General features: G+C 34.9%; 11 protein-coding genes and 2 pseudogenes. 8 read left to right on the top strand and 5 right to left on the bottom strand.

Annotation, left to right across the window (positions count from 1 at the left end; translation table 11 throughout):
* Nucleotides 1-59 precede the first annotated feature (59 nt).
* Nucleotides 60-404 (bottom strand): YolD-like family protein, encoded by a 345-nt coding sequence (locus CU635_RS13835; RefSeq protein WP_101577969.1) that lies wholly within the window; start codon nt 402-404, stop codon nt 60-62.
* 224 nt (nt 405-628) lie between these two features.
* Here CU635_RS13835 and CU635_RS23385 point away from each other — a divergent pair, with 224 nt between their 5' ends.
* From CU635_RS23385 to CU635_RS13820, 4 genes are all read left to right on the top strand, one after another.
* Entirely contained in the window at nt 629-775 is a 147-nt protein-coding gene (locus CU635_RS23385) for a hypothetical protein (protein ID WP_180956564.1), read from the top strand.
* A 5-nt stretch (nt 776-780) separates the two neighbouring features.
* Nucleotides 781-1,092, top strand: coding sequence for a hypothetical protein (locus CU635_RS13830; protein ID WP_101577968.1), 312 nt, complete (start codon nt 781-783; stop codon nt 1,090-1,092).
* A 103-nt stretch (nt 1,093-1,195) separates the two neighbouring features.
* Complete coding sequence (locus tag CU635_RS13825) at nt 1,196-2,026, top strand: ATP-dependent DNA ligase (RefSeq protein WP_101577967.1); 831 nt, start codon at nt 1,196-1,198, stop codon at nt 2,024-2,026.
* A 171-nt stretch (nt 2,027-2,197) separates the two neighbouring features.
* The gene (locus CU635_RS13820) at nt 2,198-3,274 is read left to right on the top strand and encodes a protein NO VEIN domain-containing protein (RefSeq protein WP_180956563.1); all 1,077 of its coding nucleotides are present in this window, start codon (nt 2,198-2,200) and stop codon (nt 3,272-3,274) included.
* Between the two features lie 363 nt (nt 3,275-3,637).
* Here CU635_RS13820 and CU635_RS13815 read toward each other — a convergent pair whose 3' ends face one another.
* Complete coding sequence (locus CU635_RS13815; protein ID WP_101577965.1) at nt 3,638-3,832, bottom strand: hypothetical protein; 195 nt, start codon at nt 3,830-3,832, stop codon at nt 3,638-3,640.
* Between the two features lie 276 nt (nt 3,833-4,108).
* Here CU635_RS13815 and CU635_RS13810 point away from each other — a divergent pair, with 276 nt between their 5' ends.
* From CU635_RS13810 to CU635_RS13800, 3 genes are read left to right on the top strand one after another with little or no spacing between them, the layout of a single operon-like run.
* Nucleotides 4,109-6,976, top strand: coding sequence for an ATP-dependent DNA helicase (locus CU635_RS13810; RefSeq protein WP_101577964.1), 2,868 nt, complete (start codon nt 4,109-4,111; stop codon nt 6,974-6,976).
* 14 nt (nt 6,977-6,990) lie between these two features.
* Nucleotides 6,991-8,718: a site-specific DNA-methyltransferase gene (locus CU635_RS13805; RefSeq protein ID WP_245917472.1), complete on the top strand. Its 1,728-nt coding sequence runs from the start codon at nt 6,991-6,993 to the stop codon at nt 8,716-8,718.
* Nucleotides 8,711-11,323 (top strand): TnsA endonuclease N-terminal domain-containing protein, encoded by a 2,613-nt coding sequence (locus CU635_RS13800; RefSeq protein WP_101577963.1) that lies wholly within the window; start codon nt 8,711-8,713, stop codon nt 11,321-11,323. Before CU635_RS13805 ends, CU635_RS13800 begins: the two co-directional genes overlap by 8 nt.
* A 1,345-nt stretch (nt 11,324-12,668) precedes the next feature.
* Here CU635_RS13800 and CU635_RS13795 read toward each other — a convergent pair.
* The 3 genes and pseudogenes from CU635_RS13795 to CU635_RS13785 all read right to left on the bottom strand — a co-directional run bounded on the left by CU635_RS13795 (nt 12,669) and on the right by CU635_RS13785 (nt 16,104).
* Nucleotides 12,669-13,805: pseudogene (locus tag CU635_RS13795) on the bottom strand (site-specific integrase).
* A 471-nt stretch (nt 13,806-14,276) separates the two neighbouring features.
* Nucleotides 14,277-14,810 carry a hypothetical protein gene (locus tag CU635_RS13790; protein WP_101577962.1) on the bottom strand — a complete coding sequence of 178 codons (534 nt, stop codon included), beginning with the start codon at nt 14,808-14,810 and terminating at the stop codon, nt 14,277-14,279.
* 228 nt (nt 14,811-15,038) lie between these two features.
* A pseudogene (locus CU635_RS13785) lies at nt 15,039-16,104 on the bottom strand (IS630 family transposase).
* Nucleotides 16,105-16,648: 544 nt separating this feature from the next.
* On the opposite strand from CU635_RS13785, the gene CU635_RS13775 reads away from it, so the two are divergent.
* Nucleotides 16,649-19,448 (top strand): AAA domain-containing protein (locus tag CU635_RS13775; RefSeq protein ID WP_245917471.1); only part of this gene is annotated, 2,800 nt, incomplete at its 3' end.

The raw sequence follows: 19,448 nt of genomic DNA, 5'->3' as shown, positions 1-19,448 counted from the left end.
TCCAGAGGATACTCAGATATGAGCATCCCTGAAGGTCCTAAAACAAAAAATGAAAGGAATTATTCTTCTACTTTCACACCGATAATGTCAATGAATTTAATGCATTTCATATCATTGTTTTGTTTCTGGACCCACACTTCTTTTGTCCATTCATTTAACCGGGTGATGGACCCTGTCAACTCTTCGGAAAACCCGTCGGACCATACAGTAAAGGTAAGTGGTAAATGGAATTCCCTCGCGTAATGAATTTTTTCTTCAAATTCTTCTATTTGGTACATATCCAATATTGGCTTATCCTGCTTATGATAGTCCCTATACAATCCATTAAGCATTTCTACGTGTTCGGGCAACATAAAGGAAGTAGCCCACTTTTTAGCTCCGCGGTCATTTATACGTTTACTCATCGATAAAACCTCCCTCTGTTATTATATACAAACATTTGTTCTTACAAGTGCTATGGAAAATAAATTTTTATTGCTTTAAAAGGGAAATTATTACATATGGCGAATCCCTGTTTAAAAGGGGGAATTATAAATGGACGATAAGGTTGTTCCTATTCTTGGACGCTTTTTTATTTGCAGGATTTTCTCTATTTTTCTCGAAATATGAGATAAAAAGGAGGGACATTATGGAGCAGATATGGAATTGTTCTGAATGTAGTGGAGAAATATCGGATGAGCGGGAATTTATTGATAATGGTGGGATATGCGATGATTGCTACAGTACTCCTTTCAGACAGAAAATAGCTTCAAAGAAACCGACTGTAGGTGGCTGATCATTATGGCTAAACTTATCACGTTGAAGCGAGCTGCTGAAGAGATAAAAAGGTTGCAGGAGTATATTAGCCTGGTGGAATCATATGAAGCTGACACGATTGATATGCTCCTCATAAAAGAATATGCAAAAACAAATAGCCTTAAAGAGGCAGTCAGTATTTTAAATACACGAGGATACACACATACGATCGATGGGGAGCCGATTGATCAGCAATATGCAGTATCGGTAATCAAAGGAAAGACAACCGACGAATTACATAAGATATTAAAGTCGGGTTATTTATTAAAAACCCGAAAGAATAGAAATCGTGGATAAAGCCCCAAGGGGTGCTTTTTATATAAAAGGAATAACTTACATACGCCTTCATGCCTGAGTTAATGCTACTTTCATGCTACTATTAAGCAGAGGTGATTGTCAGGTGTTTGTTTCACCAATGCTATTACACAAGTCAGACGAACCGTTTGACAACGAGGAGTGTATCACGGAGCTCAAGCTTGATGGAATCCGTTTGTTGCTATCCAAATTTAATAATCAAATAAAGTTATATACGCGGCATAATAACGAGGTAACTTCCAAGTTCCCGGAGCTGCAGCAAATAGACATTCCGGATGGTACAGTCCTGGATGGAGAATTAATTGTCTCGGATGACGAGGGGAAACCGGACTTCGAGTCCATGATGGAGAGGTTCCAATCGAAGCGATCCCGGCATGCCATTCAATATTGTGTATTCGATGTGATATATCATAAAGGCGAGAAAGTGGCCCATCTGCCGTTACGCGAAAGGAAAGAGCTGCTCGAGTCTCTCGTCGATAATGATGAGCATATTGCAAAGATTCAGTGGATGTACGGAAACGGCCAGGCATATTTTGATTTGGTAAAGCAGATTGGTCTTGAGGGAATTGTACTGAAGCGCGCCGATTCAAAGTATCAGATAAAGAAACGGTCGCACGATTGGCTGAAGGTCATTAATTATCAATATGCAGATGCGGTAATCACCGGCTTGAGAAAAGGTGAGTTCGGGTTACTGTTGGCCTTTGAGGAAGATGGTAAGCTTAAGCCTGGTGGAATAATGGAGTTTATGACACCAGCTGCAAAGAAAGAATTCTACGGCCAGTACCATGATTTGATTGTGGATGAAGATAAAAAGTTCACCTTCATTGAACCGAAGATTAAGTGCCGTGTTAAATTCAGAAATTATACGAAGTCGGGGCTATTAAGGATCCCGTCATTCGTTGAATATATATCTTAAACGTCTATCCAAATTAAAATGTACCCTATGTATAGGGCATTTTAAAAAAAGGTCAGGCAGCCTGAAGAAGATGATCTCTGTATTGAACAGGGGTCATCTTTTTCTATATATAATATTTGGAAAAGGAGTTACTATATACCTATAAATAGTTTATAGGAGATGTTTAAAATTATGTTGCTATCATCTGTGCAGGCTTTGGATTCATTTTTGAAACGTCTATTAAATGAAGCACCTGACTTAATAGAAACTTATATTAATAACCAATCGATTTCCTTTGTTAAATTAAATGAAGATGAGATATATGATGAAGATAGTTTTCTAGAATATTCTTTTAAAATCAATAACAAAGATCATGTCTTTCAGATTCAGTTTTGGGAAAATAGTGATGCTTCTCCATACCGATTGGAAATACGAACACCTGATAATAAGAGTTACCAGATTACTTGTTTACATCTTAAGAAAATAGGATTTACAACGAGTGAACCAACAATTGAGTTTAAGCAAATTGTGAAAGTATCCGGGCAAGGCGGGGACAATCAACGAATAAAAAGAAACATGTGTGATCTATTAGAGGAAGAAGGATTGCTTCGCAAAGAACCTAAGAGAGCTGAATATTGGCATATTGGAACTTACGACACAAATAGAGAACAATGGTCAGAAAAATATACAACCGAGGGATTTATAAGAGACTTCTTTAAAGTTGCACTGATCTTAGCTCATTGTAGAGGAAATAGAGGGATTGATTTAGGAGAAGTGCCCGAACAAGTGCTTGATTTTCATACAAACCAAATGATTGAAGATGTGGAGTATGATTTTACAGGAAATCAAATATCGGCATTTAGATATAAGGAACTTAGGGAACAATGGGAAGAAATAGGGATACTTGGAGAAAAATTTGCTTTAGCCTATGAAAGAGAATGGCTATTAAATAATAATAGGCGTGATTTAATTCAAAAAACATCCCATGTTTCACAGTATGACAGCGGTGCTGGTTATGATATTTTATCATATGAACTAGATGGGAGACCAAAGTATATAGAAGTTAAATCTAGCAAAGGAAAGAGTAACTCATTTGAGATATCATCCAATGAATGGAAAAGAGCCAAACAATACGGAGAGAAATATTTTATTTACAGAGTTGCAGATGTATTAAATGATCCAAAAATAGAAATATTGAAGAATCCTTATCGATTATTCAAGAACGAAAAAGTTAGTCTTGAGCCTACTAGTTACAAACTGAAATATTAAAATGAGTCGGCCTGCTTACCTTGCGGGTCTCCTTTAAAATTTCTAAAAGAAAATTAATTAAAAAGTGAAAAGATGTTTTCGTCAACTCTTTAACCATTTAATTTAAATGTTTTTAGCTGCTTGTATTGCCAAGAAAAAGCGATGTCTCTAAGGCATCTCTTTATATTATTTATCTCGGTATAAAGACTCATGCGGTTATATCTGCATTCACTGCATTCGTCATATTACCTTCCATGTCCATAAGGAAGGGTTGGGCGGCAGCACTACGGACTGAACAGAAAGGGAGATACACCCTTCTGTCATTCCATACGTGTCGCTTCGGCACTAAATGGCCCGATAACCACGGTCTGTACGGCCCTCGGCCTACATTCCGTAGGTTCCTGTTCCATTTGCGGCATTCCGCTGCACCGAACGAGCCGGGAGACTTGAAAGAGGCGAGATGAAAAGAATAAAGGCCAAAAAGGACAGCAGCCGTGAAGGCTGCTTTTTGTCGTCATTTTCCCCTTTTTCCTTCCGAATCGTAATACTACGCAAACACTTGATCAGGTCTATAAACATGACCTTCTGTCACATTTGTGGCATCTCAACACTTTTACATGAAAAACATTATGCAAATGGTAATAATTACATGATTTTCAGAAAATATGATACTATAATAGTTGGAATATTTCGACTAAATATCTGATATATCAAAAATAACATATGATTTATTTATGGAAGAATAAAACTCAAAAGAGTAAGTATGAGATACAGGTTATGAAATTTGCTAGTGCGATGCATTAATAAGAATTAGGTAAGTCAGCATGTAAATTAGAATAATTAGGTGGGGATTAAATGTCGAAAGGTCTAAATATTAAACAACAAAAAGCAGTCGAAACTACAGAGGGGCCAGTACTTATTATCGCCGGGCCGGGTTCTGGTAAGACATTTACACTTGTTGAAAGGATATATCATTTAATTACTGAAAAGAATGTTGCGGCAGAAAACATTTTGGTCGCTACGTTTACGGAAAAAGCCGCTCAGGAATTAATGACGCGTGTATCGAATCGTCTACATGACACAGGTATTTTCTTTAATTTAAATGAAATGTATTTAGGTACGATTCATTCAATTTGTTTACGCATTTTAGAGGAAAATCGAGAGTTTACAAGACTTAAGAAAAATTTTATGCTGATGGATCAATTTGATCAACAATATTTTCTTTATCAGAAAATGAACCAATATTTACAGTTGTCAAACATTGAACTAATAATCAGTGAAAGGTCTTCACGATGGAAGAATGCAGCAACGCTTTTACAATGGATCAATAAAATCAGTGAGGAAATGCTGAACGTGGAAAAATTGAAATGCTCATCTGAACTGCAGATTCAGGCTTTAGGCTTTTGTTACGAGCTATATCAGCAGCATTTGGAGGAAGAAAACGCACTGGATTTTTCTACGATTCAATTAGAGGCTTATCACTTGTTACAGGAGCATCCTGAGATTACGGAGCAGCTAAGTGAAAAACTCCAGTATCTTATGATCGATGAATATCAGGATACAAATACGATTCAAGAAGAAATCATCTTTTTATTGGCGGGTAAAAGACAAAATATTTGTGTAGTAGGGGATGATGACCAGGGCCTTTATCGTTTCCGAGGAGCAACGATTCGTAACATTTTAGAATTTCCGTTAAAGTTTGAAAAAGGCCAATGTAAACAGGTTGAGCTGTCTGTTAACTATCGCTCTCATCCTATGATTATTCAATTTTATAATCAGTGGATGCAACAAAATAATTGGACTCATGAAGGAAAAACATTTAGATACGATAAAAAAATCGAAGCTCATGAAGGGCTTCACCCACACAGCAGAACAGTGGTAAAAGTATCAGGTGAAGATGGTTTGGGAAATTGGGAAGAAGAAGTATACCAATTTCTTATTTCTATGAAAGAAAAAGGGCAGTTGACTGACTGGAATCAAGTCGCCTTCTTATTCCGGTCTGTTAAGAGTAGTAAGGTCGTTGCACTGGCCAATTATTTAGAGGAAAGGAGCATCCCTGTCTATTCTCCACGGTCCAACATGTTTTTCGAAAGAGAAGAAGTACGCCTCCTCATCGGAGCTTTCATGTTTCTTTTTCCGCAATTTCCTCATGTGAGAAAATGGAACGACCATGCACATTTACCGGAGTGGGAAACTTATGACCTTTATTTGAGGGAATTTGCAGATGAACTAAGAAATCCAGAAAACAAAGAATTGTTAAAGTGGTGCCAGCGCAGAGCACAGAAGCATATGAATCTGCAGCAAAATACTGATTACTCGTTTGCTAGCCTTTTTTACCAATTACTACAGTTCGATTTGTTTAATCGTTATTTGGAGCAGGATTCATATAAAGTAAAAGACAGCAGGGCAGTACGAAACCTGTCTTTATTTTCAAAGCTATTAACAAAATTTGAGTATCTGCACCGGGTAACAGTTTTTACTCCGAAGACAATTAACAACCACTTAACGACTTTCTTTAATCAATACTTGAGGTTCCTAATTAATGGCGGGATAAATGAGTACGAGGATGAATCAGAATATGCACCGAGCGGATGTGTCTCATTTTTAACAATTCACCAATCAAAGGGGTTAGAATTTCCAGTCGTTATAGTCGGTTCATTAGACGCTGTTCCTAGAAAACAATACAGTGACTTAGACGAAATTCTCCAACAAGGCTACTATCGAAAAGAACCATTCGAACCATTGGATCAAACAAAAAAGTACGATTTTTGGAGGCTATATTATACTGCTTATTCAAGGTCTCAGAATCTTCTTGTACTAAGCTGCCAAGAAAACAAGTCTAGCGGCCGTGGTTCTAGAAATGTTCCATCAAAGCCATTTGCAGAATCTTATAGTACACTTAAAAGCTGGAGAGAAATAGATACTATTTTTGATCTGGATCTTGAACATATAAAAGATATGAATATTAAAAAAGAGTATTCTTTCACGTCTCACATTAATATTTTTGAATCGTGTGCCTTGCAGTACAAATTTTATAAAGAATTTGAATTTGCGCCTGTTCGGCAGGGGGCAACTTTGTTTGGTACACTTGTTCATCAGACTATTGAGGATATTCATAAATCAGCTCTTCGAGGCGAGGAATCTTTAATTAATGAAGGGAATATTCAAGACTGGTTTAATTCTAATTACAGTAATCTCGTTATAAGAGAGCGTGTTTATTTGGCTCCCCAAACACAAGCAGCAGCGTTAAAACAGGTTCTGAAATACGTAGACCGTCAAAACAATAGCTGGTCTCATATTAAAGAAGCTGAAGTGGATGTTTCTTTAGTAAAAGACGACTATATTTTAAAGGGAACGATTGATTTAATTCGCGGTGAAAATGATACAGTAGAGATTGTAGATTTTAAATCAGAAAAAAAACCAGATATGGCTAGGGATTCTGATATACTTAATCACTATAAGCGCCAACTGGAAGTGTATGCTCATCTAGTTGAAGAAAGAACAGGTCAAACAGTGAGCAAGATGCATCTGTATTACACTGGCGAAGAAAATAGCAGCCCGTATGTGTCATTTCCTAAAGATACACGATCCATTGATCAAACAATCACAACTTTTGATAAAATTGTTAAACGAATAGAGAACAAGGACTTTTCAATTAAAGAGCGACCAATAAAACATTGTGGTAACTGTGATATTCGCTTTTATTGTGATAAGAAATTGTAAGGAGAGAAATTCCATTGAGTAAATATGAAGAGTCCATAAACGTGGACAAATACGAATTTGAGCCAATTAAAGGATATCCCATGTTGAATTGGCAGGGGAAACGCCCGTTTAGTTCAACGCAATATTATCCTGCACAATTAAAAGAGACTCATGGAGAAGCTGTAGATAGTTGGATAAACAAGATATTTTGGGGAGATAATCTACAGGTGATGAGTCACTTATTGAAAGAATATAGAGGGAAAATAGATTTAATATACATTGATCCGCCATATGATTCTAAGGCAGACTACAAAAAACGAATTAAACTTAAAGGAAAACGGATTGACAGTGACCTTAGCTCTTTTGAAGAAAAACAATATACTGATATTTGGAGTAATGATGATTTTCTTCAATTTATTTATGAAAGAATAGTGTTATTAAAAGAGTTACTATCTGATACGGGAACCATCTATGTTCATTGTGACTGGCATAAAAGTGGATATATTCGATGCATACTTGATGAAATATTTGGTCCGCAGGCGTTTAAAAACGAGATTATATGGCATTACTACAATAAGATGCAGGGGAATATTAATAGATTTGCATCAAATCACGATAATATTTTGATTTATACGAAATCAAAAGAATTTACATTTAATAAAATTAGGGAATTAAGAGAAACACCAATCCGACAAATCAAAAGGGTTTGGAGTAGTGAGACTCAATCGCTTGTTAATGCAAAGGACGAAGAAGGAAATATTGTTTATATTGATTCGACTCATAGAACTATAGATGATGTTTGGAAATTATCGATGCTGCAACCAGCTGATAAAATTGAGCCCACAGGATATCCTACACAAAAGCCTGAAAAACTGTTACAGCGAATAATAGAAGCTTCAAGTAGTCCTGGCGACTTAATTTTTGACTGCTTTATGGGATCGGGCACAACACAAACTGTTGCTATGAAACTTGGACGTCGCTTTATTGGCGCAGACATTAACTTAGGGGCTATACAGACTACTACAAAAAGATTAATAAAAATATTAGACAAAACAGAGGAAGTAATCCCTGGTTTTGAAATTTTTAATGTTAATAATTATGAGGTTTTCCGTAATCCAGTACAAGCAAAGGAGCTTCTGATTGAAGCATTAGAAATACAACCAATATATAACAACGTACTGTATGATGGTGAAAAAGATGGGCGTATGGTGAAACTTATGCCGGTCAACAGAATTGCTACTAAAGCTGATTTAAATGAACTCATTACCAATTTTGATTACAAAACTTTTGAAAAACGGCAGCAAGAAAGACCAAATCATCCCGTAGAAAAATTGCTCCTAGTCTGTATGGGACACGAACCAGATTTAGCAGCCGTTTTAGAACAGGAAACAGGGTATAAATTGGATGTTGAAGTGGTCGATATCTTGAGAGATAAATCAAACCTTGAATTTAAGCGCGATTCAGAAGCAGAAATCGAAATTGAGAATAATAAACTTGTAGTAAAGAATTTCTACCCAATGAATCTTCTTCAAAAACTGAGCCTTATGAAAGAGAATGTTGAAGATTGGAAGGAGCTTGTCGAGTCGATAATGATTGATTGGAATTACGATGGAGCAGTATTAGAGCCAGCTGTCGTTGACATTCCTGAGAAAGATGATTTTGTAAAAGGAATTTATGAGATCCCAGAGGATGTTGGAACAATCCGGATAAAAATTACTGATCTTCTCTCTGAATCATTTGAGGTGAGTATAGACAATGGCTAGTACAAAAGAATTCGCGTTAGACTTTGCTTTTTTCAATTATTTAAGGGATTTCTACGAGGAAAATCGTGGTCGAATTCGTAATAATTATCGCACGCTGTCAAAGAAGTTTCTGGATTTTAATGATTCTACAAATCCAGATTCTTATCTCCGAACTCCTCAGTTTGAAGCTTTGGAAATGTACATTTTCTTTAAGGAATACCTAGATAATAGACAAGTCCATCAGACATTTGAGGATTGGTATTACAGGAAAAATGGATTTGAGAAGAGAACTGATTTTGGATTTACAGTTGGCGAGCAAGGTACCATATTTAGTATTGATGTGGAACAGTATAAAAGTGTATTTGCCCGCATGAAAAAATTTGCTCAGGATTATCCAAACTATATCTTTGCTTTAACAATGGGTACAGGAAAAACCATTTTGATGGCAACTTGCATCTTTTATGAATTCTTATTGGCCAATAAATTTCCAAAGGATAAAAAATATTGTCATAATGCACTGGTGTTCGCGCCAGATAAAACGGTGTTGCAATCACTTAAAGAAATTCAAACGTTCGATAGAGCAAAAGTTGTGCCATCCGAGTATTTAAGCTGGCTTAATACACACTTAAAAATTCATTTTTTAGAGGATACCGGTACAACTTTAAACACAATTGACCGTTCAAAATATAATATTATTATCTCTAATACACAAAAAATTATTTTAAAGCGACAGCATAAAGAAAAAAGTAAAATTGATCAACTATTCAGTGCCCCGTCTTTTGATAAAGGATCCGCATATGATGACATAGCTGATCTATATGGATTTGCTCAGCCAGAGGATGAAGGAGAGTTAATCGACAATCAGAGGTTTTCCAAGCTAACTAGGCTTGAGCAACTAGGAATATTCGTCGATGAAGCCCATCATTCATTCGGTAATGTTTTAGCAAAGGATATGGGTTTGAAAACGGCCAAAACAAGTTTAAGACTAACAATCAATGAATTGGCAAAGTCTTTAGAGAAATCAGGAACATCGGTAGTGGCTTGCTACAACTATACCGGTACACCATACGCTGGAAAAGAAGTCTTTCCTGAGGTTGTATATGCATATGGTTTAAAAGATGCTATTGATAAAAAGTATCTAAAAAAGGTTACTGTTAATGGATACACGAATCCTAAATCAAAGGAGTTTTTGAACCTTTCAGTCAAAGGATTCTGGGAAAATTACGGTGAAAACCGTTATGAAGGCATGCTGCCGAAGTTGGCCATCTTTGCTAGTACGATTGAGGAACTCAAGAATGAGTTAAAGCCAGCTTTGGAAGAGATATTAAACGAATTAAATATACCGCTTCATAAAATATTAGTAAATGTCGGCGATGACAAGTTAACGACAAACGATGACATACGAGAATTTAATCGGTTGGATAACCCTTCATCAGATAAACAATTTATTCTTCTGGTAAACAAAGGGCGAGAAGGATGGAATTGTAGATCATTATTTGGTGTTTCGTTATTTAGAAAACCGAAGTCTAAGATCTTTGTTTTACAGGCCACAATGAGATGTTTGAGGGCAATTGGAAGTGTTCAGGAACGAGCGAATGTTTATCTTTCAGAAGAAAATATGCAAATTCTTGAAGAGGAATTAAAGCAAAACTTCCGGATGAGTATCGATGAGCTGTCCAAAAAAGACAGTGTTAATGAGACCTATACTATTAAATTAGTGCCGCCTTCAGTTAAATTAAAAGTAAATCGTAAGAAGAAGCTACACGAATTAAAAGAAAAAGAGCTCGTTAATGCAGTTGACTTTGAATTTGAGAAAGTCGATCTTGAAAAATACAAATTGATTCATATAGAACAAAGTGGATTAGTTGGCGGAAAGATTAATAGAAAAGTTAGTGAGGATCTCTCTGACTTCCGTGAAAAAAGAGAGTTCAGCGAACTTACACTTGTGGCCGAAATATCAAGATACTTAAATCGCTCATGCATTGAGCTTCATAAAATTCTAGCTGGATCTAAGCAGGGGTACGAAAAGGTATTGGACTACGTCAATAAATATAACGAACTGCTCTATGACTTAATTATTCCAAAACTGTTTAACGAATTATATACATTGGAAAGTTACGAGAAAAAGGAAACGAAAGAGATTTATTTGGTTAAAGAACCTAAAGAAGGCTATTATCAAATGACAGCTAACCCTAAACTGGTAGTTGAGATTAATGACACTAATTTTAAAGGCTTTGTTGACAAAAGTTTCCATTTGGACACATACTGTTTTGATTCTACGCCGGAGAAGAAATTTTTTGAAGAAATTGTTTGTCATGAGGATATAAAAAAGATTTACTTTACTGGTATGCTGACACACGGCCAGTCGGACTTCTTTATTCAATATATAGACCCTGACTCCAACACAGTAAGAAGCTATTATCCCGATTTTTTAATCGAAAAAACTGATGGGAAAATGCTGATTGTCGAGGTTAAGGGCGATAATAAAATTGATGATCCAATCGTACGTGCTAAAGAGAAAGCCGCAAATGAAATAGCTAATGCAAGTGAAATGGATTATCGGATTATTTCTGGGAGTCAGGTTAATAACGGTAACTCATCATCAATTTTTGATGAAATTTATTAGATAATCTTTAAAAAGGTTGCTCAAGGATTCTGAATTATGAGCCTTTTTATTAATTGGTGCTGTCAACATAAAATGGATTAGTAATAACAAGAAACCTAAACAAAGCAGACAAAAATCCCTATGTATAAAACATCAGAGTATTAAAAAGAAACAGTTTCATAAAGTTTATGAGCAGTTGAGCTTAATTCCTTTACAGTTTTCATTTTATCGAGCCTTGACTACATGTAGTCAAGGCTCGATTTGATAAGTGATTGTTTATAACTTAAGCAAGGTTTCCTGTAAATAGCCGGCCAGCGTATTTATTTTGAATACCCCTTGAATACCCTTTACATAAAGTCGGTTAAGATCCGAGGAAACCTAAAAGGGAAAAACGTTGATTTAAAGCAGATAATTATTTTCCATATTATGGAAAATAATCCCACCTTTGAAAGAACGTAAAAAACATACTTTATCTCACGCAATTTAAAGAAAAGTTAAATGTAAGAATTGGTGGATGTTTGTGTTACCCGGATTTACCAGGTCACTCGTAGGGTTTCCAAGCTAATAAAATGACAACTTTTTAGATGAAATTTTCACAGGATAATTTGGGAGGGTTAGTAAATATCAATTGGATAACAAAACAAGCTAATCTATAATAATTATAGAAAACAAAAAACGCCTAACCCCTTATGCGGGGCTCGAACCCGCGACCTCAACTTTCATGCTAATCATTGGAGGGCATGGGTGCATTGGTTTATTAAGTCTTTTTCTAAGCTTCAACGTTGCTTGAAAGAATTTTCGAGGGCAAAATACCTTTAATTGGGAGGGTAAGCATCCGGATTTTTTTACAATCACGTTGCTGGTAACGTTTATGAAAATGTTTTTTAATAATTCCAATTAGATCTTTTCGAGGAGGAAGTTGATACGGCTGCAACTGGTTCAGCCGTTCAAGATATCCGAATTATGATAACTCGTTAAGATGTAGCAAGACCTATCCTCAATTCATAGAAAAACTTTTTATTTAAAATTATGTTTATTTCCCCTGCATTTAACTAAAAGTAAAGTTGCTGGACAAAAGATTAAAGATGGAAATAAAAATGACTAAGATTCCAGATAGTCACATAAAGAATACGATAAAGATAACTGTTCATGTTTTGTTCATGTTTATGTTTAATATTGGTCTTATTTATGTTTAGTGTAAACGAATGAACGTTGATTTAATGGGTTTTATAAAGTCCGTTTGTTCATGTTTATATGGTTAATAGATGGGCGGCATGATGTAATAACGCCCTCAAACCCTTGATATGAATGGGTTTTGGAGTAAGATGAGAGTGGTTTGCTAACATTTTGCTAACATTGAGGTAAATTAACGGAGGCTTCTCATGAGTTCAGCGAACTTTTGAGAGGCTTCTTTTTTCATCTCTTGGGTTACGTGGAGATACACATTTTTCGTAATTTGATCGTCAGTATGACCTAAACGATCCATGATTTGTTCGAGAGTGACACCTGCCTCGGCAAGAAGTGACGTGTGCGTGTGTCTTAGACTATGCGGTGTTAAATCTTCATTTAAGCCTGCGATAGCGAGCAGCCTTTTCATTCGGTCTCGTACGGTTTTAATCACAATAGGATAACCATATTGTCGCTCCATTTTGGCAAAAATAAAATCTTGGTTATAGTAAGCAGCACCTAACTTCTCAATAACTTCCTCCTGAACTTTTTTATGCTCCTTCAAAGCATCTATGACATCTTCGTCCACGATGATTTTCCTTCGTGATTTTTTTGTCTTTGGAGTGACCAGTTGATACTCTAGCGTATTATTTTTTGGATTATAATACGTTTTAGTGATGCTGATCGTGTGGTTCACGAAATCGACATCCTTCCACTTGAGTGCCACTAATTCACCAACTCGAATACCTGTATACGAAAGAATTAGATACATCAAGTAATCGTGTTACAAACCATGTTCCTTGGCTGTCTTTAAAAATAGGGCAAGCTCTTCCTTTTCAAGATACTTTGGGACTTCTTCCTCCTCCAGCTGTTCAATGGTCTTCTTATCTTTTTTGAGATAGGCGAATTCTGTTGGATCTTTTTTTATGAGTTCAAATTCTAACGCCTTTCGAAAAATCATCCTGCTAGTACGATGAATCCCCTCTCTTGTGCTATCTGAGTATCCTTGGTCCTTTAAATCGTTTAACGCATCTTGATACCGTTTAGCAGTAATGTCTTTTAACTTTAATTGGCCAAAGTAAGGCAGCAATTTCCCGATTTCATGAAGACGGACTCGTATGGTTCCGGGCTTTACATCTTTTGCCTCACTATAGATGGGAAGCCATTCGTTTGCAAAATCGCTAAACGTCTGACTGGTTTCCTCGATATAGAATCACTGCTCTAGCTCATGAATCAGAGCAGTAGCAGCTATTTCAGCCTCTTTCTTGGTTATAAAACCGCTTTTGGTCTTTTGTTTTCGTTTACCAGTCACTGGATCAATTCTGATGTCCACCACATAAGCCCATTTGGATCCGCAGTTGCAGTTCTACTTCTTGCACGTACAGCCTCTCCTATAGAAATGTCCTTTCATTTCATTGAATGACCTCTCTTTCCATGTTTTTTGTTTACAAATGTCCATTATGCCCGATTAGAAAGTGAATAATTCGTTATCTGTAACAAACAGGGAGAAAGTCAGTGGCCTTTTAATTAACGAGGAAGGTTAGTACGAAAGCGGTCTTGTCATAATGGGATTTTAAATAACTGCGAAAAAAACGCTATCTAAATTTAAAGGGGTAGTTAAAATGTAATAACTAATTCGAACGAGTATTATTTTTATTCACGGTTGCTTTCCTTTAAAGCTGAGATAATGCCTTTTTCTTGTTCCACTAACGGGTTAGTACAAAAAGAATGCTTAGTTCTAGAGTGATTTGGAATAAAATAACATACAAAAGCAAACTAGATTTTTCTAGTTTGCTTTTAAAATAATTTATGAAGGTATGTAATTGTCTCGAATATTAGTGAAGAAATTTATTAAATTTTGATCTAAATTATTGTTTTTTGATAAAACAAATTCGACAAGGGACATTTGAGTAACTGTTCCTTGTTTTAAGAGGGATTGAACATACGTACCTTCAATCATTTGAAGGTACTCAATATATTCTTGTTCATTAGAATTTGGCATTACCATAGCAGCAGTAATTAAAGCATTTTCAACTTTTTCAAATTCCTTACTAAAAACGTTATCTTCGCTTAATTGATTATAAAGTGCAGCACCATAATTGAAACATAACTGGGAGGATAGATTTGCAAAAACAAACCAGTATTGGTTAGGGGTAGGTCTTTCACCACTTTTTATAAAATCATAAAAAAAAGAAGCAGTTTGAGATAATAAATATTTTAAATTAGATGCTGCTACGCTCCAATTAGGTGTGTCAATCATATAATTCTTTACATTTCTGTTCATTTCATATTGGAGATCTTCTAAATTAATAACCCCATTAGTAAACGTAATTGACGACATTTGTATTTCTCCTTTTAAATTATAGATTAATATAGCTAGATAATTCCTAACGAAAAAACAGGTAGCAATTTACGCGTCCGCCTTCTATTCCTTACAGGTAACCAATTATCTTCTTAGTACTATTTTACTATAGTGATAAACAAATTCAATTAATTACAGTTATATTTATTATTCTCCATTTATTGGACCGGTAGAGTAATTTTCACTGAGGTATATATATAAGTTGAATTAAAGATTTTCCTGAATTGCATTTGACTCCATCCTTACACAAAGGCGGTCAATGACTTTCATAGGATTTATATTTTCCATAAAGGTATGGACGTTTTTCCGAATTTCAGCTGCCGTATAGTAGAAAACATTGTTGATGACGTCGGATTTCAGCCATTTCCAAAGCCCCTCCACAATATTCAGTTGATGGCTGTAGGGTGGCAAAAATACAAGTTTCAGTCTTCCTTCCATTTCCTTGAGGAAGGGTTCAAGCATATTTGCATGGTGAATCCTCGCATTGTCCAGGATCATGACAATGTTCCCGGTCGGATAGGCTTCTGTTACTTTGTTAAGGAAGGCAAGGAATTCTTCTGCCGTGTATTGCTCTTCCTCCTGCCATACGATTTCACCAGTGACGTAATCAACGGTTGCCAATAGTTTTACGCCACGATGTTTGCCGGTGGTTTTAATGATTCTTTACTTTCCTTTCTCAAACCATGTGTACTGTAGCGCCTGGTAATCACGGATCATGCTTTCATCTTCGAACAAAATGTGATCAATTTCGCCATTATCGTATTTTTTTTACCTCAGGGAAGGTGGTTTCGACAAATTCTTTTTGCTTTTCTTCGTCAGCTGCAGCTAGGGTGTAGGTGGGCTTTGTGTAACTCATACCCATTCGCGCCATCAATTTCGACACACCCCGGATGGAGTATTCATGTCCGAACTCACGGAGAATGTACGACCTGATGATATCTAGCGTCCAGTTAAACTTGGCAGGAAAACCGCACTCATGAGGGAGTCGGGCAACAATGGTCTGTCTCAATTGTTCCTGCTGCTCAACCGTTAACCGTGTCGGCTTTCCACTTGAAAACTTCATAGAAAGACCTTCCAATCCGTTTTTTTTATAGGCTCGGATATAGGTTCCAACGGTTCTATCTGTGCGGTTAAGAATGGTTGCAATTTTGTTATTGGTATTTCCCAAAAGATGCAGGCGAATTGCCTGGTAACGTTCATACATGCGACGATCTTTTTCTGATTTCAGTCTCTTCTCAACTTCCTGCAATTCGTCAACAGTGGATGTCATTATACATCACCGCCCATTCATGATAAATCTCTATTCGACGTGTGATGTACAAAAATCCTTCCCAAATCAGGAAGAAAAACTTAAGTTCATTCTATATAGCAAAGTTAATAATTGATGATGCGAATAATCTTCAACACGTAAAATCTCATTCGGATATTCGAAAAGCTATGTTTGAAAATAAATTGCTTGTGCAGAGGATTGCTGAGTATATGGATGACGGGAATGTAATGGAGGAAATTGGAAAATTTACTAATCAAACAAATTAAATACTAATTGAAAAATGCCTCGTTACATGGTTTTTATTAAAGGATAAAATCAAGTACACGTAGCATTTTTTATTGTTATTTTTGTCGATGTTAAAACATGCATAACCTTCTTCAGCTTATTTTTAAATGTAAATTATAGCAAAGATTGTAGAAAGGTTTATGGTAAAATATACAATGAAAGGGAGTAACTAAAAACAAACTGAAGTCATTTCTTTTTATTAGGCAGCGCTTTCAATTGATATGTACTTTTTCTTAATAAAACTGTAGGGAGTTAGATACTAATGATTCTAACAAACAAGTATGTTCTTGAAGAAAAAATGTTAGATACTTTTCAAAGTACCCTTTATAAAGGTTATACGGTTAAAGGAAGAACTCCGATTGTGGTGAAAATATTAAATCAAAATTATAGTAGTTTGGAATTCAGTGATTTACAAGAAATATTTCATAGAGATTCAAAAGCTCTCTCAATGATAAACCATTCAAATATCATAGAATACAAAGATTCTGGAATTGATGGAGATAATTTTTATATAGTTATGGAATATTTTCAGGGAGAAAACCTTGAGGAATTTGTAAAAAAAAATAAGCCCTCAAAAGTTCAACAATTACATATTATGATTCAATTATTAAACGGTGTTCAAGCTGCTCATGATAAGCGGATAATACATAGAGACATTAAACCGTCCAATGTGTTAGTAAACTTAAACATGGAAGTAAAGGTTATTGATTTTGGTGTTAGCAAAATTTTGGATATGTATTTATTCAGAACCGGTCATACTTTAAAAGACCACATTACCAAACGCTATGCTTCCCCTGAACATTTATTAGGGCAGCAAATTGATTTTAGAAGCGATATATTTTCCCTTGGAGCTACATTTTATTATTTAGTTACTGGTAGTGAACCACCTGAAGATAAAGAAGAGCTTTATAAGTCTATAGACTCCCTTTATGTGTCTGAAAACATAAAAGATATTTTACGTAAATCTTTAAGACTTAATAAGGAAGATAGATATAGAAGTTTGATTACTTTCATTGAAGATTTAAAAACTGAAATAAAACTTAATTTAGTAGATGGTAATGTTAAACTATTTATCCCGCAGATTATTAATAGAAATTTACAAGATATAGGAAAAGTTTCTAGTACCCATTTTAATGCTGTAAAGGATTTTATAGAGCAAAGTTTAATTGAATCTACTGTGTACAAAACTGAAAATAATTATTACTTGATAGGTAATGGAATTAAATACCATCTGTTGCCAGATAGAAAAAATGGATATTTGAAAGTTTTTAAAGTCTTCTCGATTGATAAATATCATGAAAATGAATTAGAAAAATCAAAAGGTATCGAGATTAAGCTGAATTTAGATATAACTCAAGAAAGACCAAATGGAATTGAATCTTCTGATTTAAATAAATTATTAAACGAAATTGATATGAGCTTTAAGTCGTTTAAACAAAAAATGGAAAAAATAGATCAAAAAAATAAGTTAATAGCTGATTGGGAGGAAGTATTAAAAATACTTAAACAGATCAACTTTAACAGGGAACGAATAGGCAATTATGATAGTTTTGAATATGAGGCTTCAAACAACTTTTTAACAATAACTATGGACACTAATTATGATTCCTCTATGTTGCAAGATGGTGATTACATAAAATTACAAACAAAAACAAATAAGTTTGTTAGTGTTGGACCAATAAAAAGTATAAAAGAAAATAAGTTAAAGGTTGCCTTACTTTCTGATGTAGAAATTCAAAATTTAAGTAAACGTGGTGAAACTAGAGTTGATATATCGATGAGTAACAAAATGTTAAAAAGATATAGTAACGCTTTATATTCACTTAAAAATAATGAATCGGTCAATAGAAATTTAATAGATTTTCTTCTTAATCCTGAGCAACTAACAATGAAAAAAATTGATTTAAACTTAGACTTTGTAAATCAAAATATTGATGAGGCTAATAAAGAAATTGTTCAAAAAGCTTTAAAAACCAATGATGTTTTTCTAATCCAAGGTCCTCCGGGGACAGGTAAGTCAACAGTAATAACAGAATTAATAAATCAAATATTTTTACAGGATTCAAAGTCTACAGTATTAATAACATCCCCTTCTCATGTAGCGGTTGATCATTTGCTAAAAAATGTTCTTAAAACACATTCGGATAAGAAAATTATACGTGTAGGGACAAGTGAGAAAATATCTAAGGACGCACAAAATCTATTAGCTACTGAACAAATTAAAGCTTGGGCTGAGGAAGTAAAGTCAAATTCTATAAGTAATACGATAGAATATATTGAGAAATCATATGGGAAAGATAAAGAACTACGAAAGTATATGCAATTTCATTTAAATAAAAATACTTTTATTAACCCAGATGAAATAGATGCTAGATTATTTGATTCAAAAGTCGTGGAGACAATAAATATTATAAAAAATTGGACAAATAGATTAGATCTATTGGATGAGTTTGATGATATCTTTGCTAGAGAAGCATCAATTGTAGCAGCAACCTGTGTAGGTATTGCATCAAGACATACTTTAAGAAACTTAACTTATGATTGGGTAATTATAGATGAGGCTGCAAGAGCAACTGCTCCTGAACTTATTCTTCCTATGTTATTAGGTAAAAAAATTGTTTTAGTTGGTGACCATAAGCAATTACCTCCAATAGTTAATCTAGTTCAAGATAAAGGTTTAGAAGCTAAAATTAATATAAAAAAACTAGAAAAGAGTCTATTTGAAGATATATTTGAACTTTGTTCACCAGAAGCTAAAGAAACGTTAACTTCACAATTTCGAATGCATCCTGAAATTTCTAAACTAGTAAATACAAGTTTTTATCCAACATACAGGATTAATACAAAAGTAAAAGCTGAGAGTAGAAAACATAACTTAGGTTTTAATGAAGTTGTAAAATGGATTGATACCTCAACCCTCTTAGATAATATGGAAGAAAAGTTTAACGATTCATACAGAAATAATTTAGAAGTACGTGTTATAAAAAATGAACTTGATATGATTATTGCATATGAATTGAGCCACATGTGCGGAGTTTTGAGCCAGTCAGTGCGGAAAAGTG

Origin of the sequence: Bacillus canaveralius (genome assembly GCF_002860125.1) — a bacterium.
GTDB lineage: Bacteria > Bacillota > Bacilli > Bacillales > Cytobacillaceae > Bacillus_BJ > Bacillus_BJ canaveralius.
Note: the sequence above shows the minus strand (reverse complement) of the source record. Positions and strands in the feature narration are given on the sequence as shown.